Source organism: Peptoniphilus vaginalis, assembly GCF_900176605.1.
In the GTDB taxonomy this organism is placed as follows: domain Bacteria; phylum Bacillota; class Clostridia; order Tissierellales; family Peptoniphilaceae; genus Peptoniphilus_A; species Peptoniphilus_A vaginalis.
Genome location: NZ_FXLP01000004.1, coordinates 359603 through 386468, shown reverse-complemented (window position 1 = coordinate 386468; position 26866 = coordinate 359603). Strand labels below are relative to the sequence as shown.

Genomic DNA, 26866 nt, shown 5'->3' with positions numbered 1-26866 from the left:
GCAAAAATATCTGCAAGAGCTTTTTTATGCCTTGGAAGTCAACCAAGACTTTTTTTATTTTTTTAAATTCCCTTAGTGTAAAGATAGTAAGAGTAAATTGCTGGAATTATTCCACCAAGTATAAGTGGAACTAAAAATACAATTTCACTTTTTAAAAATACTGAAAGGATTAGGGAAAGTCCAATTATTATAAAGCAAATTCCGCCAAGCCTGTGAGTCCTTCTCCAGTTCTCGTCGCTGTTAAGAGTCCATGGTAGCTTTATCCCCATAGTGTAGTTCCTCTTTATCTTTGGAAAGTAGTTTCCAATGGCGATAAATAAAAGACCAATGAAAATTGGAAGTATCGTTGACACCTTTACCTCTCTTCCAAATCCTGCCATAACTGTTATTATATAAATCAAAAGCATTATTGCGGGCATGGAAAGCTTGCTTATAGTCATTACAAGGTTAAATTGTTGCTTATTTTTTGGGTCACTGTCTAGCATAAAGCAGAGGAAGGCATTCATAAGTACAAGAAAGCCTTGAATTACTACCATAGCATGAAACTTTGAACTATAGTCATCGGCTTGCCCTTGGAAGTTCCAATGAGTTGGAAGTTCTGCAGGCATCTTGTCATAAAATAAGATATTAAAAATTACTACAAGTAAAATTGATGCGATTATGGAAATTATTGAATCTTTCCTTAGTTTAAATTTATTTTTCATCTGGACCTCCTTTGAATTTCACAATCCATGTAAGTATTTCTTCGAAAACTGAAGTGTTGAGTTCGTAGTAAATAAAATTCTTTTCCTTTTCTTCGTAAATTAGGTCTTGGTCTTTTAAAATTTTTAGGTGGTGGGAGATTGTCGCCTTGGAGAGGTCGAACTTGTCAGCAATTTCTCCTGCGTTCATCCTGCCCGACCTAAGCATGTTTAAAATCTCTAGCCTAACGGGGTCTGACAAGGCCTTAAAGGTATCAGAAAACACTGGATCACTTCCCTTCCTTTAATTCTATTTCGATAATTATCTAAATGGTTAATTTAATTATATAAAATTTTTTCTCTCTGTCAAGACTATTTTGAAATTTATCTAAATAGTTTTTATTTTTGTTTTTCGCATCTTTCTCTTTTCTGAGAATTTAATTTTTTTTGAATTACTTACTTTCAATTTTTAAAACTTACTAACTTCTAAAATTTTAGAATTTATAAATCAAAAATATCTTCTTGCATAATAAAAAATATTCTCTCCCACAAAAAAAATAAAAAAATCAAAATATTAACTTTAATTAACTTTTTCATCAAAAAATAAAAATTTAACTTAAAATAATAAAAAGACTCTTTTCTTTCCTTACGATTAGATTAACTTATGGCGTATTAATTTCTAAGAATGAAATAGTTTCCAGTATGTGGTATAATTAAAGTTGGAAGGTGAAATTATGATTCAAAGTTTAGTCAAGGCAGCTAATGTTTTAGACATCTTAAAGAGTGAAAATAGAGAGCTTACAATTGCAGAAATTTCTGAATTTTTAAATATACCCCCAAGCACAGCCCACAGGATTCTCTCCACCCTAATAGGGGTTGGATTTGTATCAAAGGACGAAAGGACCCACCTCTATGGTCTGGGACCTGCCCTAATTCCCCTTGGCATTAAGGCATCCTCAAAGCTTGATCCACAAGCTGTTGGCAAGGCAGTCCTTGAAAATTTGTCTGATATGACCAATGAGGACTCTTATTTTGTCATAAAGTCTGGCGACAAGGGTCTTATGCTTTCCAAGGCTGAAGGCAAACACTCCCTAAAGATTGTGGAAAATTTTGGCATAGAAATTGACCTCCACAAGGGAGCAATAAGAAAGACTATCTTGGCCTTTCAATCTGATGACTATATAAACTACTACTTAAAGAAGGACCTTTCCGAATACCTTGATGTACCTGTTGACAAGGAAGCGCTGAGGCATGATTTAATGCAAATAAGGAACAACAAATTTTCTGTTTCCGATTCAGAATACATTGATTCAGTTATTGGGATTGGCGCCCCAGTCTTTAACTACAAGGACCAACTTGTGGGAGCTATTGGCGTTGTCATACCAAAGGAAAGGATCAACGAGGCTTCTAAAAAAGAATACATTGAAGCAGTGAAAAATGCTGGAATTGAATTTTCAAAGAATTTAGGATACTCAGATTAATTATCAACTCTACTTTTAAAGGTAGAGTTTTTTTATTGACTTTTTTTATAATTTTTATAGATTTAATTTAACTTAACTTACAAATTCTTACTAAGTCACAAAAATTTATAAAGTCATAAACTTATATAAAGTCATAAATTCTTATTAAGTCACAAGATCCTATAGGCTTACCCTATTTTATTATTCAATGCTTTCCAAGCTACTTCACAAGCCTAGCTTCTTTTAAAGGTCCTCCTAATTTGTTAAAATGTATCTGGGAGGTCATTATGCCAATACTTAGTTTAACGAATATAAAAAAATCCTATATTGATGAAGAAACTATTAGGGCTGGAAACCTAATAGTTGAGGACAAGGATAAAATTGGCCTCATTGGAATCAACGGAAGTGGCAAGTCCACTCTTTTTAATATAATTACAGAAAATCTTTCCTATGATGATGGGGAAATTTTTAGGAAGAAGGATTTAAAGGTTGGTTACCTAGAGCAACAACTTAGCCTTCACACTGAGGGGTCTATTTACGACAACTGCCTTTCAATCTTTGCTGACCTAATAGAACTTGAAAAAAACTTGAGAAATCAAGAACACATAATTGCCGCTAACCCCGACAATCTCGACGAAGAACTCATGAAGTACCAAAGGCTCCAAGACGAGTTCCACAAGAGGGATGGCTATTCTTATAATTCAAAGATAAGGGGAACCCTAATTGGTCTTGGCTTCACAGAAGAGGACTTTGACAAGGACATCTCCACCCTATCTGGCGGGCAAAAGTCTCGTGTGGCACTAGCCATGCTCCTCCTTGAAGAGGCAGACCTGCTCTTACTTGACGAGCCTACCAACCACTTGGACATTGGAGCAATCTCTTGGCTTGAAAAATATCTAAAGGACATTGACAAGGCTGTTATCATAATCAGTCACGATAGGTACTTCTTAAACAACATTGTCTCCAAGATCGTCCTCTTGGAAAATGGAGAAACCAAATCCTACAAGGGCAACTACGACACCTACATGAGGCAGAGGAAGAAGGATTTTGAAGTCTTAAAGAGACAGTATGAGGACCAACAAAAGGAAATCAAGAGGCAGGAAGAGATCATAAAGAGGTATATGAATCTTGGCCGTGACAGGTTCATCAAGCAGGGCAAGAGCCGTAAGAAGATGCTTGATAAGATGCAGAGGATTGAGATGCCGGCATCAAATAAGAAGACCAATCTCCACTTCACGCCAAATAAAACTTCAGGCAAGGATGTCTTGGAAATCAAGGACCTTTCAAAGTCCTTTGGCGACCACCAAGTCTTTCATGACTTAAGTGCCTTTGTTTACAAAAACGACAAGATTGGCCTCATTGGTCCCAACGGTGTGGGCAAGTCCACCCTCTTTAAGATAATTGCTGGAGAACTTTCTCCAAGCTCTGGAGAAGTTAAACTTGGGTCTAATGTTGAGGTTGCATTTTTCTACCAAGAGCTGGACAACTTAAACTTAGACAAGACTGTCATGGATGAAATTTGGGACGAGTTTCCAAAGCTTGAACACTTCCAAATTCGAAAATACTTAGCAGAGTTTCTCTTTGTGGGCGACGACATCTTTAAGACCGTTGACGAACTATCTGGTGGAGAACGTGGAAGACTTTCACTTTTAAAAATTATGCTAAAGGGGGCAAACTTTCTTGTCCTTGACGAGCCTACCAATCACTTGGATATCGACTCAAAGGAAATCCTTGAAGATGCCCTCTTAAAGTACGATGGAACAGTCCTATCCATATCCCACGACAGGTACTTTTTAAATAAGACTGTTGATAAAATTTTTGAAATGACAAAGTCGGGCATCAACAGCTTCCTTGGCAACTACGATTACTATCTTGAAAAGACCACAGAGGTTGAAGGTCTTGACCATGACTACAAGTCAAGAACAGAAATTGAAAAGGAAAAGCGTGAAGAGAGAGAAGAACGCAAAAAAAATAAGGTCCTTCGCAAGGAAAAAGAAAAAGTTGAAAAAGAGATTTCAACAATCGAAGAAAAGTTATCCACAATCGACTCTAAACTTGCAGACTCTAACACTTACAGCGATTATCAACTAGCAAGCGATTTATCAATAGAGCGTGAAAGCCTTGCAAATACTTTAGAAGACCTCTATGAAAAATGGATGGAACTTGAGGATTGATAAAAAATTAATAAAATTTTTCTCCACAAGCCTACTTGTGATAAAGACTTTATCCCCAGATTTATCCACATTATCCACAAGAATTTAAACATTTGTCTTGAAAAGTTCTGCACAATTCATGCACATTTTGAAAATCTTATCATAAAACAAGAAAAGTTTGTAATTTTACAAGAAATTTAAGGAAACTTTATAAGATTTATACAATCTTATCCACAATTTCATAAAATTTATCCACTTTTGTGGGTAAAAAAATAAAAGAGCTAAGAAAAAGCTCTTTTTTTCGTGCAATTTTTAGTTATGTGGATCACTTAACTTTACAGTCTATCTATCATGTCCTCTGCTGGGTCTAGGATCTCTATGTCTGTTAATTTTTTAAATTCCTCTTTCATGTAGGGGAAGTGGGTACAGGCGAGGATGATTCCATCTTGCCCATCTTCCATCTTGTTAAAAAAGTTAAAGAGGTCTCTCAGTCCCAGCTTCTTTACGATTTCTTCTGGCGGTGTCTTCTTTTCAATTTCTTCCACAAGACTTAGGATGCCAAGAGAAATTGTGTCCCTAAAGTTTTTTGCACAGACAAGGGCATCAACACCATAGGCTGATTTTGAGTTTGCTGCCAGGATGATTAACTTCTTATATGATGAGTCAAGTTCCTTATAAAAGTCCAAGGGAGTGATAATTTGTATTTCCTGGCGACGTGATAGGTCGTCGATGTCAATGGAAGCTGAAAGTGAATTGCAGTAGATAAAAATTTTCTCTGCCCCCTTAGCCTTTGCATCTACAATTTTTTCTTCAACGAGCCTTGTCAACTCTTCTCTTGAATAATATTGAAGAAGGGATTGGTCCTTGGGGTTCTTGGAAATGGGATAGGACAAAGTTTCAAAACCTCTTCCCTCCAAGAGGTCTACTCCCATCCTTGTGTCTTCATGAGTCCCTGCGAATACTCCAACTTTCATCTTCTCACTCCTTAAAATAAATCCACTTTAATGCTTGGGGCAAGACCTTGTAGCTTATGTCCCTTGCCCTATAAATTTCTCCGTCAATGTTGTATAAAAATTCTTGGTCTGATGAAATCACCCCAGACCTTGTTATAATTTCTCTCACTCCAGGCTTGCCTAGGTGGGTGCCTTTGCGATAGGAAGAAAATAATTTTATAATTCCAAGAGGTCCCATCTCATCTGCCAGGATTAAATTCAAGAGTCCATCGTCAAGCCTTCCCCTTGGTGATGGATTAAATCCATTGCCATAATAGGATCCGTTGCAAAGGGCAGATACCAAAAATCTCCCATTGATTTCTCTTTCATTATCTTCTTCGTCGTAATAAGAAATTTTTAAATTTACATTTTCTAAATTCGCCACACTTTTTACAACCCCGTAGAGGTAGGCAAGCTTGCCTGAAAGCTTCTTCCTATCCATGATGTCATAGGCGTACTTCAGAACATTGGTGTCGAAGCCAAGGCTCGTTACATTTATGCAAGTTTTTCCATTTACTTCCACTAAGTCAATGGGAGAAATTTCATAATTAAAAATTTTTGAAAGGTCGAAGGGTCTAAAGTTTTTGGAAAAGTCGTTGCCCGTTCCTCCTGGCACAAGTCCTAAGGCTGTGTTGCTTCCTCTTAGGACGTTGGCAACTTCTGATAGGGCACCATCTCCGCCTTTTATAAAGAGGATGTCGCCAGCCTGGTCCCTGAAGTCCTCTGCAAAGAGAATTGTGTCCCCTGCCTTCTCTGTAATTTTTATTTCATCTTCTTTAAAATATTTTAAAAGTTCCCTCTCAAAATTTTTGTCACGACCCCTGCCTGACTTGGAACTTATAATAAATAATTTCTTCATAATTCACCACTTGTATTTTATTATAGTAAATCTTAATTGCTTTTCCAAGAATCTTAATTCGAGGTGTCTTAAAGAAGTTTTTTCATATCCTCTAAAGAAGTTTTACCTAAAACTTTCCCTCCTCCTGCTTAAAAATTTCTATTAACTCATATTTTCCTGAGCTTACTATAAAACCGAAAGAGCCAACCTAGTCCAAGCTTAAAGAGATACTTAAAGGCTTCTTTCCTCTTTTCTCCTTGGCTCCCAAAAAATTCATGCAAGCTGTCTATAAATTTATCATAAAACCCTAATATGAAGGCAAGAGTTCCCCCACTTACTCCTGACACAGAGTCTGCTATTGCCATGACCATCCCGTGAAAAAAATTAATTAACATAAATCCTCCATTTTCCTATGATAACATTTAATTGTAAAAATTATTTTTAAAGTAGGAAATTTTACAAATTTTTAATATTCTTTATCTAATTAAAGGTTTATCCTTTAAAACCCTTTTTTTGTGGTATATAATAATTGATAAGAAATATTTTATTAAGTACATAATAAGTTGTAAAATTAAATGCGACACAAATAAAAAATAAAAACTCATACTAACTTCGTGTAAAATGTTAATAACGACAAAAACACACACGGAGGTTAATATGAGCTATAAACATCTTACACTAAACGAAAGAAATAAGATAGAGGTATTAAACAAAGAGGGCTATTCTTCTAGAAGAATAGCGAAAATTTTAGGATGTCATCATTCCACAATAGCTAGAGAGCTTAAAAGATGTGATACTGAATACGAAGCTGGCCTAGCAGAAAGAGATAAAGAATCTAAATCATCATTAAAAGGAAGAAAAACTAAAGTAACTTATGAAATATTAGAAAATATCAAAGAAAAGCTTAATTCTAAATGGTCACCTGAGCAAATTGTAGGTTGCCTTTATAAAGGAATATTAAGCTTTAAAACAATATATAACTGGATTTATTCTGGAGTAATAGATTTTGATATTTCAAGATTAAGAAGAAAAGGTAAGTCTAGAAAAAGCAAAGAAACAAGAGGAAAATTTAACATAGGTACATCTATAAGAAAAAGACCAAAAAACATAAAGTATAGGGTTTCCTTCGGACACTGGGAACTTGATACAGTTGTGTCTTCTAGAGGAAAAAGCAAGGGGTGTTTAGCAACATTTGTTGAAAGAAAAACAAGGTTTTATATAGCATTACCAATGAAAGATAGAAGCAAAGATTCAATGTTTGAAGCAATCAATAAACTTGTTAAATCACTTCCAAAAGAAGCCTTAAAAAGTTTTACATCAGATAGAGGAAAAGAATTTGCTTGCTATGATGAAGTTGAAAAGCTTGGGATAGACTTTTACTTTGCTGACCCATATTCAGCATGGCAAAGAGGAAGTAATGAAAATTCAAATGGTCTATTGAGAGAATATTATCCTAAAAAGACAGATTTAGCAGAGATATCTGAAGAAGATCTTATTAAAAATTTAATGGAGCTTAACAGCAGACCTAGGAAATGTCTAAATTATCAAACTCCATTTGAATTATTTTTACATGAACTTAGTTTAATTTAGGTGTCGCAATATTATTTGCAATTCATCACATAAAAACTTTATAAGGAGGATAAACATGAAAAACAAAAAATTTTTGGAAAGTTTAGTTAGCATACTTCTTGGCATTGTACTTGTTACTTACACTAAGGATCCCTTCTTAAGCATCTTTATCCTAATCTGCCTCTTAGCTGTCTACAAGTTAATAGGAGCTTTGGTTTTAGAAACTAAATAAAGTCTAGAGGCTCGACAGAGTCTCTTTTTATTTGATTAAATTTAACAAATCTTTACTAATAAGGAATATAATATCCTTAATAAAATTTTAGGAGGAAGTATGAAGAATATAAACTTAGACGAACCCGTAGCAAGTCTCATTGAAAAATTTCCAAATTTAAAATATATCTTAAAGGATTTGGGTTTTACTGAAATTACAAATCCCCTAGCCCTTTCTACTGTGGGAAAAATGGTTTCGATAAAAAAAGGAGCCAAGATAAAAAATATAGACTTGGATTTAATCAAGGAGAAGTTAAAAGAAGAAGGCTTCAATCTAGTTGATGAAGAAATTGTTAATGATGATGCCAGGGAAGATAATGAAAGACTTAAGCTATTAAAATCCTATATCGAAAGACTTTCCGAGGGCGAAGACTTGGAAGCTGTTAGAAGTGATTTTGTAAAAAATTTCAAGGATGTATCTTCAAAGGAAATTGTCGATGCTGAACAAGAACTAATTATGAGTGGCCTTCCCCTAGAAAAAGTCCAAAAACTATGCGACATCCACTCTGCACTTTTCCACGAAAGTAATATTGTAGATGAGAGTCAAAAGGATTTGGAAAAAATCCCAGGTCATCCCCTAAATATTTTGAGTGCAGAAAATAAAAAAATTAAATTTTTGGCTGACGAAGTTAAAAATAGTAAGGACAAGTTAGCTAAGATAATAGAGCTTTTAAAAATAAATTCGCACTATGGGAAAAAGGCTGGACTTATTTATCCCCTCTTGAAAACTAAATACAATATCAGTGGTCCTAGCGATGTTATGTGGGCTGTTGATGATGAAATAAGAAGTGACCTATCTAACATTGTAAAGACAAATTCTTATGATGAGGAAAGCTTAAATAAAATTTTAGATAGGGTCTATGAAATGATATATAAAGAAGAAAATATCCTCTTCCCCCTTTTAAAAGAAAACTTCACAGAGGAAGAGTGGAATAAAATTTATGGCGACCTTGAAGAATATGGACTAGACTTAGTTGATGATGTCCCACTTTGGAAGGACTATAGACCTAAAGAAATCCTACCTGAAGAAGAAGAAGAAGAAGTTTCTTGTGGAAGTCTTGAATTCGAAACTGGAAGCTTAAAGATAAAGGAAGCCCTTCAAATTTTTAGGACCCTTGATGCCGAGCTAACCTTTATAGATAAGGATGACTTTGTTAGATATTATTCTGAGGGTAAGGACAAAATTTTTCCTAGACCTAAGTCCTGTTTAAATAGAGACGTAGCTTCTTGTCATCCTCCAAAAGTTGTCCCAATGGTAAAGTCCTTGCTTGATGATTTCAAAAACAAAAAGAGGGATCGTCTAGTTGTGTGTAGAGATATTAAGGGAAAGAAGATCCTAGTTAAGTACCTTGCAGTTTATGATGAAGCTGGCACTTATATGGGCACCTTGGAAACAGTGGAGGACATAAGCCAATATTGATGATATGAAAAAAGCCCCCTTAGGGGCTCTTAATTAGGGATTATTTCCTTAAAATTTAATCGGCATGAAGGTATTAACCTTTGTGCCGATTTTTAAATGTCAATTTTCCCAATAAAATTCCAATAAATCCAAATGGTCTGTTTCTTTAAATTTGTACCTGGAACTTTTTCTGATTGTTCTACATAAATCTTATCTACAAAAGTTCTAATTATTTCTTGATCAAGTTCTTTAATATCCGTGTATTTCTTTACTAGATTTAGAAAGGAGCATAATCGAACCCCTAAAATAAAAAATCTCCAACAATTCTGTAAGTGAGTTTTTGGAGATGTAAATATTTGATGCTTATGTTTTAGGAACAACCCATAAAATGATAGTATGAAGATAATCATAGAAATGTGATATAATAGATAAAAATATTGATGGAGGAAAATTATGGCTGTAAGTTACAAAAGATTACTACATATGATGATTGAAAAAGATATTTCAAATCAGGACTTAATAAGAGACGCCAAGATTTCTGCAAATATAATTACAAAAATACGAAATGGACAGTATATGGCTTTGGATAAAGTAGAAAGTATCTGTTTGGCTTTAGACTGTACACCTAATGATATATTGGAATTTATACCGGAGGAGGATAAGAATAATGGCTAATAAATATCAAGTCGAAGAAAAGGAAGGTAAAATTTATTGCCCATTAATAGATAAATGGTTAATTACAAAACCCGAAGAGAGAGTAAGACAAAACTATATAGCATCACTTATAAATGATTATGGTTATTCATTAGAACAGATGGCACAAGAATTGAAAGTTAGCAATTCGCATCGTGGTCAAGGTAAGGCTCGTGCAGACATTGTAATTTGGAAAAACAAAGCAGATAAAGATGCAAAAAAATCTGCATTTATCGTGATAGAATGCAAAGCAGAAAATGTGAAAATTCATGTTGAAGATTACTATCAAGGGTTTAACTATGCTGCATGGGCTCATGCCGAATTTTTTGTTACTACGAATGAAAAAGAAACCAAATACTTCAATGTTGATCCTGCATATCTTCCACAAAAGCTTGAAGAAGTAGTTGCTATTCCTACCGCAAAAGATGTTGACAATGCAAAAAAGATTGAACAAATAAAAAATCAGACTAAAACCTTTACTCGTGATGAATTTACCAAAATACTTCAGGCTTGCCATAACATAATTAGAAATAATGATAAACTTTCTCCTGAAGCTGCATTTGATGAAATAAGTAAACTTTTATTTATGAAGATTAGATATGAACGTCAGCAAAAAGGAACAAAGGTATTTACTAGAGAAGAATATATTGCACAGGCAGACAATTATGAAAAGAATGTACGACCGGGATTGAAAGCTGCAGGTATAGACTTGCCCTATATGCAGAATCTATTTAATACAACAAAAATAGAGTTTAAGGACGATCACCTTTTCGAGGAAAGTGATGAGATAAAAATTAGGGAAAATAGTTTTGTTCAGATTTTAGAAAAACTACAGAATTTTAATCTTTCTGATACACAAGATGATGTTAAAGGCATAGCTTTTGAACATTTCCTTGGCACAACTTTCAGAGGCGAATTAGGTCAATTTTTTACACCTCGTACCATTGTTGATTTTATGACAGAAATTCTTGATCCACAAGAAGGTGAAATTATATGTGACCCAACTTGTGGGTCAGGAGGATTTCTTATTAAAGCCTTTGAATATGTTCGTGAAAAAATAGAACATGATATTAAAGAAAAGAAAGATGTACTTCGTAAATCTTTAGAAGGTGATAATTTTGATACTAAATCTGAGCAGGAACAGGCTGAAATTAGTGAGAAAATTGATGTTATGCAGGCTGCATTAAATACCGAACTTGACACAAGTGTTGAAAACAGTCGTATGTATAATCTTTCACGCAATTGTATCTACGGTACAGATGCAAATCCTAGAATGGCAAGAACTTCTAAAATGAATATGATTATGCATGGTGATGGTCATGGTGGTGTTCATCATCATGATGGTTTACTTAATGTTAATGGTATTTTTGAAGAGAGATTTGATGTGATCTTGACTAATCCTCCATTTGGTCAAAATGTTGATAAAAACCAGCTAATTTCTGACGCAGACAAGTTTACCGATGAAGAAATTAAGAAAAAGTATAAAAAGAAGTATGGTGTGGCATATGATGAGGCTTTAAAGCAAGTAGATAACAATATTGGAAAAACCCTATTGTCTCTTTATGACCTTGGTAGCACATCTACCCTGACAGAAGTACTTTTTATGGAAAGATGCCTACGCCTTCTAAAAAAAGGCGGACGTATGGGAATGGTACTTCCAGAAGGCGTGCTTAATAATAAAAATCTGCAGGCTGTCAGAGAATATTTTGAGGGAAAAGCTAAAATTATTCTTATTTGCTCAATTCCACAGGATGTATTTATCGCAGCAGGCGCAACAGTAAAACCAAGCTTGGTTTTTATGCGTAGATTTACATCTGATGAAGAATTGGAATACAATAAGTGTAAAGTTGATGCCTTAGCGGAGATTACTTCTATACACCAAGCTGAGATTGATGCAATAAAAGATGCTATCGATAACACAATTAGCCTTACAGAATCTCTAAAGGCTGACTTAAAGAAATCACAGGCAAGACTTAGACAAACTAAAAAAAATAATAAAAATACACATTTGATTGATACAGAAATAGCAGCTATTAAAAAAGAACAAATTGAAAATAGGCTGAATAAGAAAACTAATGAAAAAGAATTAAAAGGCCTCTATAAGTTAATCGAAGAAGAAACTAAACCCTTGGTAAAGAAGAAATTTGATTACGAGATTCCAATTGCTAAGATTGATGATGCAGGTATTACAACAACCGGTACTGCATCTGAAGGGAACCAGCTACCACAGTTAGTAAGTGAATATTTTACCTATAGAATGCAGAACGATTTATGGGCGCTTGTAAACAACAACATTTCTTATGTTCTAAATAGTAATAATTTGTACTGTAGAAGTATTCTTGGTCAGGAGGTGGTGTTGAATGAGCAATAAGTCGGCACTACTTTCTACCGTATTGTTCTCATCGTTTACCCAATGGGATGTAAAGCAATTCTTTTTTGAAAAGATTCTTTCGAAATATCCTGTAGAAGAGTTAGGAAAACACTTAGTTCATCAAACTAAAAAGGTTCAGTTGTCTGATGAACCTGATAAAGAATTTACCATACTTGGTGTTTCAAACAAAATAGGTATGTTTGATGCTTCAGTTGAAAAAGGACATAAGATAAAACAAAAATATCATAAAGTTGAAGATAACTGGTTAGCATATAATCCGTATCGAATTAATGTTGGTTCGATTGGTATAAAAACACAGGAATTAAAAGGTGGGTACATTAGTCCAGCATATGTTGTTTTTAGTTGTAAAGATACAATTCTACCAGAATTTCTTTGGTTAATGATGAAGTGTAATTTTTTTAATAAGCTTATCAAAGATTCAACAACTGGTTCTGTCAGACAAACTTTGCACTTTGACAAATTCGCATCTATTAAAGCCCCTATACCTTCTGTAACTGAACAGCAGAAAATTCTTGATTCGTATCATTCAAAACTTTATGAGGCAGAAGAAAATATTAATAAGGGTGATAATTATAGTAATGGCATATTACTAAGTGTACAGTCGGATGTATCAAGCTTGAAGAATGAAATAAAAAATGAAAAACCTTACTCATCAATTTTACAAATAATACCTTTTTCATCTACTAGAAGATGGGAAGTTGGATATATTCAAAAAGAAGGTAGATTAGGAACTATATATAACAGTTTCAAATATCCAGAATATAAAATTAACGATTTGAAAAAAGAATCACTTTTTGGTCTTTCTGTGAAGGCATCTTTGGATAAAAAAAAGGGAATGATTCCGGTGCTGAGGATATCAAATGTAGTTAAAGGGGAAATTGACTTTTCAGAGTTAAAATATTTGCCTGCAGATTGTGCAACAAATACAAAAGAACCTAATAAATGGATTTTACGCAAAGGTGATTTTCTAATAACAAGGACAAATGGTAGTAAGGATCTGGTAGGGAAATCCGCAATATTTAATAGTGATGAAACATACACATATGCATCATACCTTATAAGATATCGTTTTGATACAAATTTAGTATTACCTGAATTTGTAAATATATTATTTATGACACCTTTGGTTAGAGAACAAATTGCAGTTATGCGCAGGCAAGGCGGCGGTCAATATAATTTAAATAGTGATGAAATTGGAGCTATCCGAATTCCAATTCCTTCAATACCTATTCAAGAACAAATAATAAAAAAGTTCTTTGATGCAAGGGATGGAGCGAATATTTACTACAAAAAAGCAAAACAATGCAGACAAGAGGCTTTAGATAATTTTGAATTAGAAATTTTTTCATAATTAATAAAGCTGTGTAGGAGATAGATTTTCTCCTAATAGAAACACACTAATTAAAGGCAAATTTAAACTACAAACAATATGTAAATAAAAAAGATATATAGCAGCTCTGTTATACACATTTACTAACAGAATCATAACCACCGGCTAAGCCGGTGGTTTGTTTTGCCCCTATAAGGGGCTGTTACCGGCAGCATTCCATGCTTTGAACTTTCTATCTCGTGCACCATTTTTCACAGCTGGTGCTAAAGCACCTTATTTTTTGCTTTTGTTCACTTGCTCACCCGTAAATGGGTCTATAAATTCTTTTATACTTATTTGATCTGCCATGTAATCTTCTTTTAATTGATTTCTTATATATTCTTGTATCTTTTTCGCATTCTTTCCTGCTGTGTCTACATAATATCCTCTACACCAAAAGTGTCTATTCCCCTATTTATATTTTAAATTCGCATGCCTATCAAATATTATTAGACTACTTTTACCTTTTAAATATCCTATTGTTTGAGATATGCTATATTTTGGTGGGATTTCCAACAAAATATGAATGTGGTCTGGGCAGCATTCCGCTTCTATTATATTTATTCCTTTTCTATCACATAAATCTCTTAATATTTTCCTATATCTTGTTTTAATCTTCCATAAATTACTTGTCTCCTATATTTTGGAGCAAATACTACGTGATACTTACAATTCCAGGATGTATGTGATAAACTATTTTTATCCATTTTAGGATACCTCCCTTTTCTATTTATGCTACTGCCAGTAACATATCTAGTTTATCACGGGAGGTTTTTTGCTTGAAGCTAAAGCTAGTATTCCTACAACCAGCATAGCTGGTGGTTTATTCATGCTAAAGCGTACAAAAAAGCACACAGTTTTTTATATCTGTGTGTTTTTTTGTCGCTTAAAGGTTATAAATTTAATATATTTTTCATAAATCTCTAAACTGAACACTCCTTTTACGTGGAGATGGGTTCTTATACTAAACGAATTCCTAGCATCCATTCCACATTTAGTAGTCTTTACTACTATCACACACTCTCGATTTACAAAACACACAGGAATTAACCTTTATTATTATCTGAATTGATTTTTAATCTAAGAATATACAGTAAAGAATATGCCCTGTTATACAAGTATTCTATAAACTGTGGATCATTTAAAGCTTCTCTATGTTCTTTGGCGGCGTTTAAATAGTCATTATGTCTTATATCAAAATACTCATTTGACAATTTCATCAATTCGTTTAGCTCAGATTTTATTACAGAATAAACCTTAGAATTCTCGTCTTGGTTTACAGATTTTGCAAGTGATGCATATTGCAAATTTCTATTACCTTCCTGCTTTGATATCAAATACTGCAAGGAATCTATTATAAAATCTAATCCACTTTTCTTTTCCATGCGATCCTTGCTGTTTATCATTTGTTCAGAAAACTGTATTTTCCTTTCAAACATTTTATAGTCAACAATTTTATCAACTTCAAAAGATGTCTTATAACCTTGTTTTAACAGAATTCCATATTGCAATCTATAAGGTAATTTAAATATTTTTAACCTTTCATTAACTTCTATTGTAAATTGGTAATGGTGTTTACCTTCATTTATTATCCAATATTTATACGCTATTTCTAAAAAAGTTTTTATATCCTCTATATCTCCCAAGTTTGCCTTGAGTGAATTTGGATATTCTATTCCTCTATATAATTTGAATTCATAATTATAATCTAAGTTAAGATAATATGTTCCACCATTCCAGTTATCCCATCTTATATATTGATCTTTTAGTAGATCTTTAGAGGGTAACTCATTTTCAAACCATAACAAAAAAGAAGCCCAAAATCTTTTGATATTTCTATTTTCATCACTTCCCTCTTCTGGAATCTTTATTCCGTTATTAATTAAATACAACCTAAGTAATGAAATAGTCGTATTTGCATCCCTAATTTCAGTACCCGATCTCAATAAAACACTATTTTGAATTTCAGGTATTTCATTCTGAAGAACATTAGCAATCTCAACGATTAAATCAAAAATATCATCTTCTAATAGTTCACTATTTTTCCAATCCTGTATCCTTTTTATATAATCTAAAATAAATTCAGCTTTTAATTCATTCAAATTCAACACCACCCTTATAATTAATATTACATTATACATTTGATTCAAAAATCTTACTACAAAAACCATCGTTTTAAATAAAATGTTAAGTACATAATAAAAGTAAAGAAAGCCTACTTAGTGTGTTTGTTTACACTTTGTAGACTTTCTTCTTTTGTATCGCTTAAAGGCTATCAGTTAAACTTAATTTCCATAAATCCCTAACCGAACGTTCCTTTAGGGGCTTTTATTTTATGATATTAAGTATTGTGTCACAGGATTTTTCAATATCTTCATTAAAAACTTTATAAAAAATTTTCTCCTTATTTATAGAGTAATTGGCGTCATAGTATTTTATTATCAAGTCTTTAATAATAAGATCAAAGTTTTCTTCATCCACCAACTTCAAATAATTTTCGTATCTCTTTGCACTTATATATCTCCTTAAATTTTCAAATGCAGAGATTATCTCTTCTTTTTTCTCCAATCCATAGTCACTTAAATAGTCGGACTTAATTCGCTCTGTTCTTCTTTCAATTGTGTCCTCAATTAAAAAAACTTTATCAGTCTGCCCCATAGCCTTTATAAGTTCCCCAGGAAGATTTATGCTTCCTATGCGTGAGGACTCTCCTTCTACAAAGACTGGACCTCGTTTAAAACTTTTAAAGCTTTCCATAAGCTCCGACTCAAAGGTCTTTTGAGAAGGTTGTAAACCCATGCCTATTCCCCCAAAGAGGGAGCCCCTGTGTCTTGCAAGTCCTTCAAGGTCAAGGACATTCTCTCCTCGCTTCCTTAGCTCTTTTAAAATTTCCGTCTTGCCACAGCCAGTGTAGCCTTTAAGAACCACATACTTGTAATCCTCAAGGGTGTTCATAAAGTTAAGGACATATTTTCTATATGACTTGTATCCGTGATTTAACTTGTAGACCTTGTGTCCCAAGGTCTTCAAAAGATTAAAAAGTGCAGTAGAACGAAAACCTCCCCTAGAACAAAAAAGGACAACTTCATGCTCTTCTTCCATTTGGGAAATGCGCCTATAATAATCCGCAAGCTTAGGTGCAAAAAACTCCACACCTTTTTCCTTTGCTCCCTTTATATCTCCTGACACATAAAGAGTACCTACAATTTTTCTCTCCTCATTTGAGAGTAGAGGCATGGATATTGCACCTAAAATTGTCCCGTCTTCAAACTCTCCTTCACTTCGCAAGTCAATAAAGAGAGGATTTTTAAATTTTAAAATTTCTTCATAATCTGTTGCTTTAAACATAGCTTTATTATAGTTGTTTTAAAAAATTTTTTAAAGTGTTATAGTGAATGTAGAGGTGAAACGATGAAGCTTCAAGTATGCGGAGGTTGTAACGCAAAAATTTCAGCCTCCTCTTTAAAAGCAACTTTAGACATTTTGGAAGTATTTAAGAGAAAGGAAGTCTTAGAAGGCTTTGCAAAAAATGACGATGCCGCCATTATAAAATTAAGTGACGATATAGCAGTGGCACTTACCTGTGACTTCTTTCCTCCAATGGTAGAAGACCCCTTTGCCTTTGGAGAAATTGCGGCAGCAAATGCCCTGTCAGATATTTATGCCATGGGTGGCGAGCCTGTGGCAGCACTTAACTTAGTCTGCTTTCCAGAAGAGGAAGACAGAAGTATTTTGGAAGAAATATTAAAGGGCGGAGCTGCAAAACTAAAAGAGGCCCAGTGTAGCTTGGTGGGCGGCCATTCCATTCACGACCCACGAATAAAATATGGACTTTGTGTCATGGGAATTTTAAATCCCCAAAAAATTTACAGCAACAACTCTTCAAGAGTGGGCGACAAATTAATACTTACAAAGCCCTTGGGCGTTTCCCTACTCTCATCTGCAAGGACTGTGGGTGAATGTGAGGATAAGTACTTTAAAGCTGCAGTGGAATCCATGAGGACTTTAAACAAGTATGCCTGCGAAATACTTAAAAAGTATAAAGTGAATGCCATGACTGATGTGACAGGCTTCGGTCTTATAGGTCACTTAAGTGAAATGGTCTCAGACACTGCTGTAATTTATTCAAATAATTTAAAAATACTTCCCGGTGCCAAGGAGGCTGCAGAAGAATTTCTCTTTACTGCAGGAGGTCAGCGCAACAGAAAGTCTTACGCCGACTTGGTGGACTTTGAAATCCAGGACTTCGCCTTGGAAGAAGTCCTTTTCGACCCCCAAACATCAGGTGGACTTTTGGCATCACTTGCAGAAGACGGAGAAAAAGCTTTGGAAGAGTTAAAAGCTGCAGGAATTCCCGCAGCAATTGTGGGAGAAATAATTCCCACTCAAGATAAAAAAATAATAGTGAGGTAAAAATGAAAGAAATCGATGCACTTGGACTTCTTTGCCCAAGACCTGTAATACTTGCGAAAAAGTTAATTAAAGAAGAAAACCCTAAGGAATTTGCAGTCCTTGTAGACAATGAAATCGCAACTGAAAATCTATCCAAGATGGCGGACCAATTGGGTTACGACACAGAAGTGGAAAAGGAAGACAAGATCTACAAGGTAAAATTTAAAAAAGATAGGGACAAAAAGCTTGAACAAGACTACAGCAAGGATGAATTTATTGTAGTCTTTTCATCAGATGAACTTGGCATAGGCGATGAAGAATTTTCCAAAAAACTTTTGGAAGGATTTGTCTACTCCCTTTCAGAAAAAGACCAAGTCCCCACATATGTAGTCCTTTACAATCACGGCGTAAGGCTTTCCACAATAAATGAAAACACCGTAGCCGACCTTAAAAAATTGGAATCAAAGGGTACAAGTGTCCTCTCCTGCGGCCTTTGCTTAAGCAATTACAACTTAAAGGAAGAACTTAAAGTGGGACAAGTTACAAATATGGACAAGATTGTGGATTTGCAAATACATTACAGGACAGTGAAACCTTGTTGACTTACAAACTTTTAACCTTTAAGTCGGTAAACTATGCCATGGAAGCAGAGAAAAAGACTAAGGACTTAAGGACCCGCCTTATCACTCTCCCATCTTGGGTCACATCAGACTGTGGCTTCGGTCTTAAAGTGGGAGAAAACTTGGAGGACGTTTTGAAAATTTTAGGTAGAGAAAATATAGAAGGGATTTACGATCTTAAATGATTTACTTGGACAATGCATCAACAACTTTAATAAAGCCTGAGTCAGTAGGCATAGCTGTTATGGAAGGGATTAACTCTCGTCATTTCGCAAACCCCAACAGAGGCTCCTATGAAATGTCTTTAAATTCTTTAAGATCCCTTTACGATTTGCGAGAAGACTTGGGAGAACTTTTTGGCGTGGAGGCACTTAACGTGTCCCTATGCGCAAATGTCACTACTGCCCTCAACTTAGTTTTAAATTCACTTTTACATGAAAAAGATCACATAATAACTTCAATGGCGGAACACAACTCCGTCCTTCGTCCTTTAAATCACTTAAAACTTAAAGGAGTAGAAGTGTCCTACCTTCCTTTAGTAGGAGATAAAATCGACTTAAGCTACCTAAATAAACTCCTCCAAAAAAACACAAAGGCAGTGTGTCTTACAGCAATGTCAAATGTGTCGGGACAAATCACAAACTTAAAAGCTGCGGCAGACTTTTGTAAAAAACAGGGACTTATTTTGATCATAGACGGAGCACAAGCTGCAGGCAGCATGGACTTAAATTTAAAAGACTTTGACCGCACCGTCCTTTGCTTCACTGGACACAAGTCCCTTTACGGACCAGAGGGAACAGGAGGCCTTGCCCTAAAAGGAGATATAAAATTTGAAGAAGTCTTCTCAGGCGGCGGTGGAAATTCAAATGAAGAACACCAAAGCCCATTTATGCCTGACATATTTGAATACGGCACCATAAATGTCCATTCCAACTTAGGACTTTTGGCTGGAGTAAAGTATGTAAAGTCACTAGGCATTGATAAAATTTCAAAGGACCTCTTTGAACTTTCATCCTACCTTTACAAGTCCTTGAAGTCCTTGGAAGGCATAAGGCTTTATGGAGACCACGACTATCCCCACGGACCAATTGTGTCCTTTAACTACAAGAACTATGATTCAGAAGAAGTGGCTGACCTACTTTGGCAAAAGAAAGAGATCGCCACGAGGGCAAAACTTCACTGTGCCCCTCTCTTCCACAAGGCCATAGGCACAGATAAAAGAGGCATGGTGCGAGTGTCCCTCTCCACCTTCAACAGCTTTGAGGACGTGGACAAACTTATTGAAACATTAAAAATTATAGCTTAATTATAAGAAGACTTATATAAGCTATAATCTGTGAGGGAAGGGGGAAAAGTTAGATAGGTGCTAATTTAGGACTAAAAGGAAGTAGATTAAGCCTTATTTAAACTTCTATTTTAAATTAAAGGGGATAGATACAAGCCTAAATACTTGCATCTATCCCCTTTTACAAGTTCCCCAATAACAAAACAGGTCTTTAATTATTTTTATCTTTTGCCCTTTATATTTTCGTAGTCTTCTGTAATTTCGTCCTTCCATAGAAGACATTTAAGGTCTCTCTTGGGCATTCACAATTAGACCAAGCTGTGCCTATCTATCACTTAATAATATTCCCAATATCAACAATAGTCCCAAATAAAAAAACCTATGAATTTAAACTCATAGGCTTTTTCTACTTAAAGACTCCCTAAATCAGTTTTCTAAAATCCCTAATTCAATAAGCCTTTTGAAGTGACTTCTTTTTTTAATCTTCACGTCCTATGACTTCATTGTAAATTTCTTCTGACCTATCAAGGTAGATGTCAGATAGGCTTGCACGGAATGTTGGTGTACAAAAGAAGAGAGCAATAACAGCGATCACTCCAAATATTAGTGCAATTTGACCTGCTAAGGGAGTAAATAATAATATAACAAGTACAATGGCTGTAGATATTAAAGAAATCTTAAAAGCCTTAACGCCTGCCATAAAGCTTTCAGAAAATAACTTTATACCTGCCTTAACAATAAGCTTAAGGCTTTTAAAAAATGGGAGATCCCTGTATCTCTCGTCTGCCATAAAGAAATTCATGTAGGCAAAAAGAAGAGATAAAAAAATTGTTACTAGGGCATATAAAACTACTAAGTTAATAAGAGCCCTGTTGCTTTTAATTGTAGAACCATAAAATACTGCGACCCCTGCTCCTGATACAAGTGTTGCTAACAAAATTAGGATGATAGAAATGGCTACTATCAAGATATTCATCAAAAAGACCTTGCCTGTCATAGTTTTTATTCCCCTAAAGTAGTCAGAAAAACTTCCCTCCCTATTATAAAGGAGTCCCCTGCAAATTATGTAGTCTGAAATAAAAGTGACAAAGCTTGCAAGAATTGACAACTTCCCGTCAACAATACTTTTCAAGATACCAACAAGAATTGCATTGACTATGAGTATTAATAGAATAGCTCCGTGATTGTATTTTCTCATGAAATCATCTCCTTATATATTTTATGAGCCCATTTTATCACAAATTATTTTAATTTGTTGGCTTTTAATCATTATATATCGTTAAATAAAAAAATATTGCAATCGGTTTCTTTTTTATGCTATAATGTTTTTCCAAGTTCAACAATAGGAGGTGAATTATGTTTTTAAAAAGAGAAGAAATAGTGAAAAAAATTGAAAAATCCATAAAGAAAAGTGAAAGATTTATTGGAGAGGGTGAGCTAGCAACTTACATACCAGAACTTGCCAACGTTGATCCAAATGGATTTGCCTTATCTATTGTAACTACAACAGGAGATGTTTACAACTTCGGTGATATAGACACTGTTTTCTCTATGCAATCTATTTCAAAAGTTATCTCTCTTATAATGGCTTTAAAAGATAACACTATACAAGATGTATTTGAAAAAGTTGGGACTGAACCAACTAAATACAAGTTTAACTCTCTAATACCAATAGATGACAAACCATCTAATCCATTAATAAACGCTGGTGCCATTACAACAGCATCTTTAATAGTTGGTAAAGACGTGGACGAAAAGTTCCAAAGAGTTCTTAATTTAGTAAAGAAATTATCAGACAGCGAAAAGATTAGTTTCTTAAAAGAAGTTTACTCATCTGAAATGGAAACTACTGATGTCAACAAATCTATTGCCTATTACCTACGAAGCAAAAAAATCTTTTCTTTAAATGCCGATGAAGTTCTAGACCTATATATAAGAAATTGTTCCATAGGAATTAATGCAAGTGAACTTGCTCATCTTGGAGCAGTTCTAGCTAATGGTGGTTCTGATCTTGTAACAGGCGACGAAATGGTTTCAAAAGAAGCAGTTAAAATTGTCCTTGCACAAATGGCATCCTGCGGTATGTATGAAGAAAGTGGAGAATTTCTTCTAAACGTAGGAATTCCATCAAAAAGTGGGGTCAGCGGAGCAATACTTGGCATAGTACCTGGCAAATGTGGAATCTGCACTTATTCTCCAAGACTTGATGCGTCAGGAAACTCAATACGTGGCAAGAACCTTTTGAAAATCTTGTCAAACGATCTAAATTTAAACATATTTTTATAAGGAGTAATTATGGGAACTATAATTCAAACTATTCATGACATAGGAAATTTACTTGGGCAAAAAATGTATGCTGATGCCTTCTCAATGACCACTGGTCTTTTGAGTGACACTATTTATACATACTTGCTTATACCACTACTACTTGGAATTGGACTTTTCTACACTTTCAAAATCAAGGGTGGTCAAATAACAAATATCGGACATGCAATAAAGCTGATTTCTAAACCAGCTGAGGATAAAAACTCAATTTCCCCTTTTAAGGCTTTCACAATTTCAGCCGCATCACATATTGGTACTGGTAATATCGTTGGTGTTGCCGCAGCTGTATCTATTGGTGGACCTGGTGCAGTATTTTGGATGTGGGTAACAGCTCTTATTGGAGGCGCATCATCCTTTGTAGAAAATACTCTTGGTCAAGTATTTAAAGAAAGAAACCCTGATGGAACTTTCAAGGGTGGCCCTGCTTTTTACATGGAAAAGGCTCTTGGTAAACCAAAGCTTGCAGCCTTATTCTCCGTTGTAATCGCAGTAGTTTATGGTATTAACTTTAACGCAATGCAAGCTAATACAATTGCAGCTGGATTTAACTCTTCTTTTGGTCTTGACAAAAAAATAGTAGCTCTTGTACTAATAATTCTAGCTGGATTAATTATCTTTGGTGGACTAAGAAGAATCGCTGATGTAACAAGTTTACTTGTACCTTTCATGGCAATTATCTATATGGCAGTTGTACTTTTCATAGTAATAAAAAACATTGCTCTTATACCACACATGTTTGGTCTAATCTTCAAAGGAGCTTTCTCCCTTAAAGCAGGCTTTGGCGGCTTATTTGGAACAGCAATCCTAAATGGTATTAGACGTGGACTTTTCTCAAATGAAGCTGGAATGGGTGCAGTACCAAACGCATCAGCAGTAGCAGATGTTTCTCACCCTGCAAAACAAGGTCTTATCCAAGCACTTGGAGTTTATCTAGACACAATCCTTGTTTGTTCAGCAACAGCTTTCGTTGTAATCTTATCTGGCGAAGGAATTTATGCATCAGACCTAAAAGGATTAGAAATAACACAAGCAGCCCTTGCAAATGAAGTTGGCTCTTGGTCAAATTACTTCCTAACATTCTGTGTATTGATGTTTGCCTTCTCTTCAATTGTTGGTAACTATTACTACGGAGAAAATAACATCTTAAAGCTAAACTTTGGTAAAAATGCCCTTAATATCTACAGGGTAATTGTCCTTATAGCTGTAATTCTTGGTTGCGTTGGGGACTTCTCAATTGTTTGGAACACAGGAGACGTATTCATGGGTATTATGGCAGTAATCAACTTAGTTGTATTAATATTCTTAGGAAAAATCTCTGTTGGTGTTTACAATGACTATATGAAACAACTTAAAGAAGGAAAAGATCCTGTATTTAACCCAGGCGATGTAAAAGAACTTAAACCTTACATGGATAAAATCACTGCATGGAATAAAAAATAAAAAATAAAAATCATAAATTGTAGTGTGTACCCTCTTTACTTGGTAAGCCAGTAATGAGGGTATTTTTATATATAAGAAGCCATTACAATAAAATGATATTACAAAATCCCAGTCTAGTGTATAATAAGAATTAGAGATACATAAAGGAGGAAGAGATGAAAAAAATACTTGGCTCTCTAGTGGCTAATGCCTTGTCATTCTACCTGCTAGACCTAATTTTTAATAATATATACTTTGACAAAGCGAGTGCCTTTGTGGCAATGGCAATAATCTTTTCACTGGTTAACCTTACAATAAAACCAATCCTAAAGGTTTTGTCCTTCCCAATTACACTTTTAAGTCTGGGTCTATTCTCACTTGTTGTTAACGCAGTGGTCCTTAACCTTGCCTTTAGCCTTGTGCCCACAGCCCACATTGGAAGCTTTGGGACAGCCTTCTGGGCATCAATAGTCCTAAGTTTTATAAACAGTGCTATAAGAGAATTTATAAGCAATAACTTTAACTAAAAATTTTAAAAGAAGCCGTAGGAGAAAAAATCCTGCGGCTTCTTTGTTTAACGGTTTTTAATTACATCAGTTGCAAGCTCAAGCATTTCAATGGCAAGGTTAAAGTTTTCGCCAAAGAGATTAAAGACAGCATCTTCAGAAAGGACTCCACATGGAAGGTCTTCTGGTAACTCGCCCTTGTCATACCTCTCTAGGTCGTCAAAATATTCTTGAGAGCTGTAATAATTGCTAAGCTTCATATATTCATCTTGGTGGTCAGCAAACTTTTCAATTGCAACCCTTAGGTCTTCAATCAAAGCATTGTGATCATTTAAAATATTTTCCATCTCGCTAATTCTCTTAACAGGATCCATAACATCCTCCTTTATTAAATAAGAAAAACTCTTTTGCATTTACGATTATAATATAAAACTTTTGTCTGGGAGGGAATTTCTATAAATTTAACCTAAACTTAATCATAACCACCGGCTAAGCCGGTGGTTTGTTTTGCCCCTATAAGGGGCTGTTACCGGCAGCATTCCATGCTTTGAACTTTCTTTCTCGTGCACCAATTTTCACAGCTGGTGCTAAAGCACCTTATTTTTTGCTTTTGTTTACTTGCTCACCCGTAAACGGGTCTACAAATTCTTTAATGCTTATTTGATCTGCCATGTAATCTTCTTTTAATTGATTTTTTATATATTCTTGTATCTTTTTCGCATTCTTTCCTGCTGTGTCTACATAATATCCTCTACACCAAAAGTGTCTATTTCCATATTTGTATTTTAAATTCGCGTGCCTATCAAATATTATTAGGCTACTTTTCCCTTTTAAATATCCCATCGTTTGAGATATACTGTATTTTGGTGGGATTTCTAACAACATATGGATATGATCTGGACAGCATTCTGCTTCTATTATATTTATTCCTTTTCTATCACATAAATCTCTTAATATTTTTCCTATATCTTGTTTTAATCTTCCATAAATTACTTGTCTTCTGTATTTTGGAGCAAATACTACGTGATACTTACAATTCCAGGATGTATGTGATAAACTATTTTTATCCATTTTAGGATACCTCCCTTTTCTATTTATGCTACTGCCAGTAACATTAATAGTTTATCACGGGAGGTTTTTTGCTTGAAGCTAAAGCTTATTTTCCTACCACCAGCATAGCTGGTGGTTTATTCATGCTAAAGCGTACAACAAAAATAGCTGACTCCTAAAGGTGTCAGCTACAAAAATTTATTTTATTAGTCTTCCATTAAATACTTCACTGTTACTGCTGCCATGGTCTTGGCACATACTATCATAGCATCTTCTCTGATGTCAAATTTAGGATTGTGGTTTGCATAGGGTGCGTCTTCTTTTTTTGCCCCTACAAAGTAAAAACAAGATGGCCTTTCCTTTGCGTAGTAGGCAAAATCTTCTGATGCTGTTTGAGGTCCTCCATCGTAAATTTTTTTGACTTCTTTTATATCTGCTTCTTTGATTGCATCTACTACAAGGTCTGTCATGGCTGGGTCATTGTAGAGGACTGGATAGTCGCTTTTGCATTCTACTTGGACTTCCATCCCAAAAGTTTCGCCAATTCCCTTGGCAATTCTTTCTATTTCTCTTTCAATTTTTTCTCTTGTTTCATCTGACATAGACCTTATGTCTCCTGTTAATCTCACAGAGTCCTTTATTATATTAAAGCTTCCTTCTCCCTCAAAGGAACCAATTGTGACAACTCCATTTTCAAAGGGAGACACCCTTCTTGATACAATAGTTTGAACTGCTGTGACAAAGTGTGAAGCTGCAACTATAGAATCATTTGCTAGGTGAGGCATAGATCCATGACCGCCTACCCCTTGGAACTTAATAGAAAACTTTGACCTACCTGTTTGGGTATTGCCCTTGTGGTATTGGACTTCTCCGTAGTCCATTGCTGACATTACGTGAATACCAAATACATTATCCACCCCGTCAAGGACCCCAGCTTCAATCATTTGCTTTGCTCCTCCTGGAGGTGTCTCTTCTGCGTGTTGGTGGATAATTACAATCTTACCCCTTAGTTGGTCTTTCTTTTCTCGCAAGATGTCTGCCAAAACCATTAGGTAGGCTGTGTGGGCATCGTGACCACAAGCGTGCATTACTCCTTCATTTTTTGATGCAAAGGGAAGTCCTGTCTCTTCTTGAATTGGAAGGGCGTCAAAGTCTGCCCTAAGTCCAATAGTCTTGCCAGGCTTACCTGTGTCAATGACAACCCTAAGTCCATTGCCTCCCATATTTTTTGTGACTTCCACATCCTTGCCCTTGTAGTAGTCAGCGATGTATTTTGCAGTTTCAACTTCTTCAAAGGAAAGCTCTGGGTTCTCATGAATGTGGCGACGGTGTTTTACCATCTCATCTTGTCTCTTATCTATCTCGTCAAAAATTTCTTTAAGTAACATATTCTCCCCCTCTTTAATTTTTATTTGACTAAATTATACTCCTAAAAATTTGCATTTAAAAGGGAC

27 protein-coding genes and 1 pseudogene are annotated in these 26866 nt (G+C 34.9%); 15 read left to right on the top strand and 13 right to left on the bottom strand.

The window, feature by feature from the left end; all coding sequences use genetic code 11:
- Positions 1-62: 62 nt before the first annotated feature.
- Together CAN42_RS03190 and CAN42_RS03185 are read right to left on the bottom strand one after the other, a co-directional pair.
- On the bottom strand, positions 63-704 hold the full coding sequence (locus CAN42_RS03190) for an SdpI family protein (RefSeq protein ID WP_085875505.1): 642 nt from the start codon (positions 702-704) through the stop codon (positions 63-65).
- Positions 694-966, bottom strand: coding sequence for an autorepressor SdpR family transcription factor (locus CAN42_RS03185; RefSeq protein ID WP_062571508.1), 273 nt, complete (start codon positions 964-966; stop codon positions 694-696). The genes CAN42_RS03190 and CAN42_RS03185 overlap by 11 nt, the downstream gene beginning before the upstream one ends.
- Positions 967-1414: 448 nt before the next feature.
- On the opposite strand from CAN42_RS03185, the gene CAN42_RS03180 reads away from it, so the two are divergent.
- Positions 1415-2161: an IclR family transcriptional regulator gene (locus CAN42_RS03180; RefSeq protein ID WP_085875504.1), complete on the top strand. Its 747-nt coding sequence runs from the start codon at positions 1415-1417 to the stop codon at positions 2159-2161.
- Between the two features lie 266 nt (positions 2162-2427).
- Entirely contained in the window at positions 2428-4314 is a 1887-nt protein-coding gene (locus tag CAN42_RS03175; RefSeq protein WP_085875503.1) for an ABC-F family ATP-binding cassette domain-containing protein, read from the top strand.
- Positions 4315-4628: 314 nt separating this feature from the next.
- Here the strand turns inward: CAN42_RS03175 and CAN42_RS03170 are convergent, their stop codons facing one another.
- The 3 genes from CAN42_RS03170 to CAN42_RS03160 all read right to left on the bottom strand — a co-directional run bounded on the left by CAN42_RS03170 (position 4629) and on the right by CAN42_RS03160 (position 6518).
- Complete coding sequence (locus tag CAN42_RS03170) at positions 4629-5267, bottom strand: aspartate/glutamate racemase family protein (protein WP_085875502.1); 639 nt, start codon at positions 5265-5267, stop codon at positions 4629-4631.
- Positions 5268-5271: 4 nt separating this feature from the next.
- The gene (locus CAN42_RS03165; RefSeq protein WP_085875501.1) at positions 5272-6144 is read right to left on the bottom strand and encodes a diacylglycerol/lipid kinase family protein; all 873 of its coding nucleotides are present in this window, start codon (positions 6142-6144) and stop codon (positions 5272-5274) included.
- A gap of 146 nt (positions 6145-6290) precedes the next feature.
- Positions 6291-6518: an undecaprenyl phosphate translocase family protein gene (locus CAN42_RS03160; RefSeq protein WP_245149835.1), complete on the bottom strand. Its 228-nt coding sequence runs from the start codon at positions 6516-6518 to the stop codon at positions 6291-6293.
- 262 nt (positions 6519-6780) lie between these two features.
- Between CAN42_RS03160 and CAN42_RS03155 the strand changes: the two genes are divergently transcribed.
- The 3 genes from CAN42_RS03155 (at position 6781) to CAN42_RS03150 (ending at position 9382) form a co-directional block, all read left to right on the top strand.
- Positions 6781-7713, top strand: a complete 933-nt coding sequence (locus CAN42_RS03155) for an IS30 family transposase (protein ID WP_085875111.1) — start codon at positions 6781-6783, stop codon at positions 7711-7713.
- 55 nt (positions 7714-7768) lie between these two features.
- Positions 7769-7924, top strand: coding sequence for a hypothetical protein (locus CAN42_RS08980; RefSeq protein ID WP_167627545.1), 156 nt, complete (start codon positions 7769-7771; stop codon positions 7922-7924).
- Between the two features lie 99 nt (positions 7925-8023).
- On the top strand, positions 8024-9382 hold the full coding sequence (locus CAN42_RS03150; protein WP_085875500.1) for a DUF438 domain-containing protein: 1359 nt from the start codon (positions 8024-8026) through the stop codon (positions 9380-9382).
- 92 nt (positions 9383-9474) lie between these two features.
- On the opposite strand, the gene CAN42_RS09095 is transcribed toward CAN42_RS03150, so the two are convergent.
- Entirely contained in the window at positions 9475-9771 is a 297-nt protein-coding gene (locus tag CAN42_RS09095; protein WP_245149834.1) for a DUF4368 domain-containing protein, read from the bottom strand.
- A 43-nt stretch (positions 9772-9814) separates the two neighbouring features.
- Between CAN42_RS09095 and CAN42_RS03140 the strand changes: the two genes are divergently transcribed.
- The 3 genes from CAN42_RS03140 to CAN42_RS03130 are packed head-to-tail and all read left to right on the top strand — an operon-like array spanning position 9815 to position 13797.
- Positions 9815-10036, top strand: coding sequence for a helix-turn-helix domain-containing protein (locus CAN42_RS03140; protein ID WP_085875499.1), 222 nt, complete (start codon positions 9815-9817; stop codon positions 10034-10036).
- Complete coding sequence (locus CAN42_RS03135) at positions 10029-12425, top strand: type I restriction-modification system subunit M (RefSeq protein WP_085875498.1); 2397 nt, start codon at positions 10029-10031, stop codon at positions 12423-12425. The genes CAN42_RS03140 and CAN42_RS03135 overlap by 8 nt, the downstream gene beginning before the upstream one ends.
- A complete protein-coding gene (locus tag CAN42_RS03130) occupies positions 12415-13797 on the top strand; it encodes a restriction endonuclease subunit S (protein ID WP_085875497.1) in 1383 nt (460 codons plus the stop codon). Before CAN42_RS03135 ends, CAN42_RS03130 begins: the two co-directional genes overlap by 11 nt.
- 252 nt (positions 13798-14049) lie before the next feature.
- Here the strand turns inward: CAN42_RS03130 and tnpA (CAN42_RS03125) are convergent.
- The 3 genes and pseudogenes from tnpA (CAN42_RS03125) to mnmH all read right to left on the bottom strand — a co-directional run bounded on the left by tnpA (CAN42_RS03125) (position 14050) and on the right by mnmH (position 17163).
- A pseudogene (gene tnpA, locus CAN42_RS03125) lies at positions 14050-14441 on the bottom strand (IS200/IS605 family transposase).
- A 420-nt stretch (positions 14442-14861) separates the two neighbouring features.
- Positions 14862-15917 (bottom strand): hypothetical protein, encoded by a 1056-nt coding sequence (locus tag CAN42_RS03120; RefSeq protein ID WP_209019196.1) that lies wholly within the window; start codon positions 15915-15917, stop codon positions 14862-14864.
- A gap of 226 nt (positions 15918-16143) precedes the next feature.
- Positions 16144-17163 carry a tRNA 2-selenouridine(34) synthase MnmH gene (gene mnmH / locus CAN42_RS03115; protein WP_085875496.1) on the bottom strand — a complete coding sequence of 340 codons (1020 nt, stop codon included), beginning with the start codon at positions 17161-17163 and terminating at the stop codon, positions 16144-16146.
- Between the two features lie 63 nt (positions 17164-17226).
- On the opposite strand from mnmH, the gene selD reads away from it, so the two are divergent.
- Genes selD through CAN42_RS03095 form a run of 4 tightly spaced genes read left to right on the top strand, consistent with a single transcriptional unit; the run spans position 17227 to position 20133 of the window.
- Positions 17227-18228 carry a selenide, water dikinase SelD gene (selD, locus tag CAN42_RS03110; protein WP_085875495.1) on the top strand — a complete coding sequence of 334 codons (1002 nt, stop codon included), beginning with the start codon at positions 17227-17229 and terminating at the stop codon, positions 18226-18228.
- A 2-nt stretch (positions 18229-18230) separates the two neighbouring features.
- Positions 18231-18809 (top strand): sulfurtransferase-like selenium metabolism protein YedF, encoded by a 579-nt coding sequence (gene yedF, locus CAN42_RS03105; protein WP_085875494.1) that lies wholly within the window; start codon positions 18231-18233, stop codon positions 18807-18809.
- On the top strand, positions 18806-19012 hold the full coding sequence (locus CAN42_RS03100; RefSeq protein ID WP_085875752.1) for a putative Se/S carrier protein: 207 nt from the start codon (positions 18806-18808) through the stop codon (positions 19010-19012). Before yedF ends, CAN42_RS03100 begins: the two co-directional genes overlap by 4 nt.
- Entirely contained in the window at positions 19009-20133 is a 1125-nt protein-coding gene (locus CAN42_RS03095; RefSeq protein ID WP_085875493.1) for an aminotransferase class V-fold PLP-dependent enzyme, read from the top strand. Before CAN42_RS03100 ends, CAN42_RS03095 begins: the two co-directional genes overlap by 4 nt.
- A gap of 457 nt (positions 20134-20590) precedes the next feature.
- On the opposite strand, the gene CAN42_RS03090 is transcribed toward CAN42_RS03095, so the two are convergent.
- Positions 20591-21310, bottom strand: coding sequence for a hypothetical protein (locus CAN42_RS03090; protein WP_085875492.1), 720 nt, complete (start codon positions 21308-21310; stop codon positions 20591-20593).
- A gap of 158 nt (positions 21311-21468) precedes the next feature.
- Here CAN42_RS03090 and glsA point away from each other — a divergent pair, with 158 nt between their 5' ends.
- From glsA to CAN42_RS03075, 3 genes are all read left to right on the top strand, one after another.
- Positions 21469-22398: a glutaminase A gene (gene glsA, locus CAN42_RS03085; RefSeq protein ID WP_085875491.1), complete on the top strand. Its 930-nt coding sequence runs from the start codon at positions 21469-21471 to the stop codon at positions 22396-22398.
- A gap of 9 nt (positions 22399-22407) precedes the next feature.
- Positions 22408-23877, top strand: coding sequence for an alanine/glycine:cation symporter family protein (locus tag CAN42_RS03080; RefSeq protein ID WP_085875490.1), 1470 nt, complete (start codon positions 22408-22410; stop codon positions 23875-23877).
- A 155-nt stretch (positions 23878-24032) separates the two neighbouring features.
- Positions 24033-24383 carry a phage holin family protein gene (locus CAN42_RS03075; RefSeq protein WP_085875489.1) on the top strand — a complete coding sequence of 117 codons (351 nt, stop codon included), beginning with the start codon at positions 24033-24035 and terminating at the stop codon, positions 24381-24383.
- A 47-nt stretch (positions 24384-24430) separates the two neighbouring features.
- Here the strand turns inward: CAN42_RS03075 and CAN42_RS03070 are convergent, their stop codons facing one another.
- The 3 genes from CAN42_RS03070 to CAN42_RS03060 form a co-directional block, all read right to left on the bottom strand.
- The gene (locus CAN42_RS03070) at positions 24431-24736 is read right to left on the bottom strand and encodes a DUF4298 domain-containing protein (RefSeq protein ID WP_085875488.1); all 306 of its coding nucleotides are present in this window, start codon (positions 24734-24736) and stop codon (positions 24431-24433) included.
- Positions 24737-24959: 223 nt separating this feature from the next.
- Complete coding sequence (gene tnpA, locus CAN42_RS03065) at positions 24960-25433, bottom strand: IS200/IS605 family transposase (RefSeq protein WP_005955379.1); 474 nt, start codon at positions 25431-25433, stop codon at positions 24960-24962.
- A 185-nt stretch (positions 25434-25618) separates the two neighbouring features.
- Positions 25619-26800: an amidohydrolase gene (locus CAN42_RS03060; protein ID WP_085875487.1), complete on the bottom strand. Its 1182-nt coding sequence runs from the start codon at positions 26798-26800 to the stop codon at positions 25619-25621.
- Between the last annotated feature and the right edge of the window lie 66 nt (positions 26801-26866).

Bases quoted from the DNA above. Each gene is read 5' to 3' on its own strand.
- CAN42_RS03190 (WP_085875505.1), bottom strand. From the start codon at position 704: ATGAAAAATAAATTTAAACTAAGGAAAGATTCAATAATTTCCATAATC.
- CAN42_RS03180 (WP_085875504.1), top strand. From the start codon at position 1,415: ATGATTCAAAGTTTAGTCAAGGCAGCTAATGTTTTAGACATCTTAAAG.
- CAN42_RS03175 (WP_085875503.1), top strand. From the start codon at position 2,428: ATGCCAATACTTAGTTTAACGAATATAAAAAAATCCTATATTGATGAA.
- CAN42_RS03170 (WP_085875502.1), bottom strand. From the start codon at position 5,267: ATGAAAGTTGGAGTATTCGCAGGGACTCATGAAGACACAAGGATGGGA.
- CAN42_RS03165 (WP_085875501.1), bottom strand. From the start codon at position 6,144: ATGAAGAAATTATTTATTATAAGTTCCAAGTCAGGCAGGGGTCGTGAC.
- CAN42_RS03160 (WP_245149835.1), bottom strand. From the start codon at position 6,518: ATGTTAATTAATTTTTTTCACGGGATGGTCATGGCAATAGCAGACTCT.
- CAN42_RS03155 (WP_085875111.1), top strand. From the start codon at position 6,781: ATGAGCTATAAACATCTTACACTAAACGAAAGAAATAAGATAGAGGTA.
- CAN42_RS08980 (WP_167627545.1), top strand. From the start codon at position 7,769: ATGAAAAACAAAAAATTTTTGGAAAGTTTAGTTAGCATACTTCTTGGC.
- CAN42_RS03150 (WP_085875500.1), top strand. From the start codon at position 8,024: ATGAAGAATATAAACTTAGACGAACCCGTAGCAAGTCTCATTGAAAAA.
- CAN42_RS09095 (WP_245149834.1), bottom strand. From the start codon at position 9,771: ATGATTATCTTCATACTATCATTTTATGGGTTGTTCCTAAAACATAAG.
- CAN42_RS03140 (WP_085875499.1), top strand. From the start codon at position 9,815: ATGGCTGTAAGTTACAAAAGATTACTACATATGATGATTGAAAAAGAT.
- CAN42_RS03135 (WP_085875498.1), top strand. From the start codon at position 10,029: ATGGCTAATAAATATCAAGTCGAAGAAAAGGAAGGTAAAATTTATTGC.
- CAN42_RS03130 (WP_085875497.1), top strand. From the start codon at position 12,415: ATGAGCAATAAGTCGGCACTACTTTCTACCGTATTGTTCTCATCGTTT.
- mnmH (WP_085875496.1), bottom strand. From the start codon at position 17,163: ATGTTTAAAGCAACAGATTATGAAGAAATTTTAAAATTTAAAAATCCT.
- selD (WP_085875495.1), top strand. From the start codon at position 17,227: ATGAAGCTTCAAGTATGCGGAGGTTGTAACGCAAAAATTTCAGCCTCC.
- yedF (WP_085875494.1), top strand. From the start codon at position 18,231: ATGAAAGAAATCGATGCACTTGGACTTCTTTGCCCAAGACCTGTAATA.
- CAN42_RS03095 (WP_085875493.1), top strand. From the start codon at position 19,009: ATGATTTACTTGGACAATGCATCAACAACTTTAATAAAGCCTGAGTCA.
- CAN42_RS03090 (WP_085875492.1), bottom strand. From the start codon at position 21,310: ATGAGAAAATACAATCACGGAGCTATTCTATTAATACTCATAGTCAAT.
- glsA (WP_085875491.1), top strand. From the start codon at position 21,469: ATGTTTTTAAAAAGAGAAGAAATAGTGAAAAAAATTGAAAAATCCATA.
- CAN42_RS03080 (WP_085875490.1), top strand. From the start codon at position 22,408: ATGGGAACTATAATTCAAACTATTCATGACATAGGAAATTTACTTGGG.
- CAN42_RS03075 (WP_085875489.1), top strand. From the start codon at position 24,033: ATGAAAAAAATACTTGGCTCTCTAGTGGCTAATGCCTTGTCATTCTAC.
- CAN42_RS03070 (WP_085875488.1), bottom strand. From the start codon at position 24,736: ATGGATCCTGTTAAGAGAATTAGCGAGATGGAAAATATTTTAAATGAT.
- tnpA (WP_005955379.1), bottom strand. From the start codon at position 25,433: ATGGATAAAAATAGTTTATCACATACATCCTGGAATTGTAAGTATCAC.
- CAN42_RS03060 (WP_085875487.1), bottom strand. From the start codon at position 26,800: ATGTTACTTAAAGAAATTTTTGACGAGATAGATAAGAGACAAGATGAG.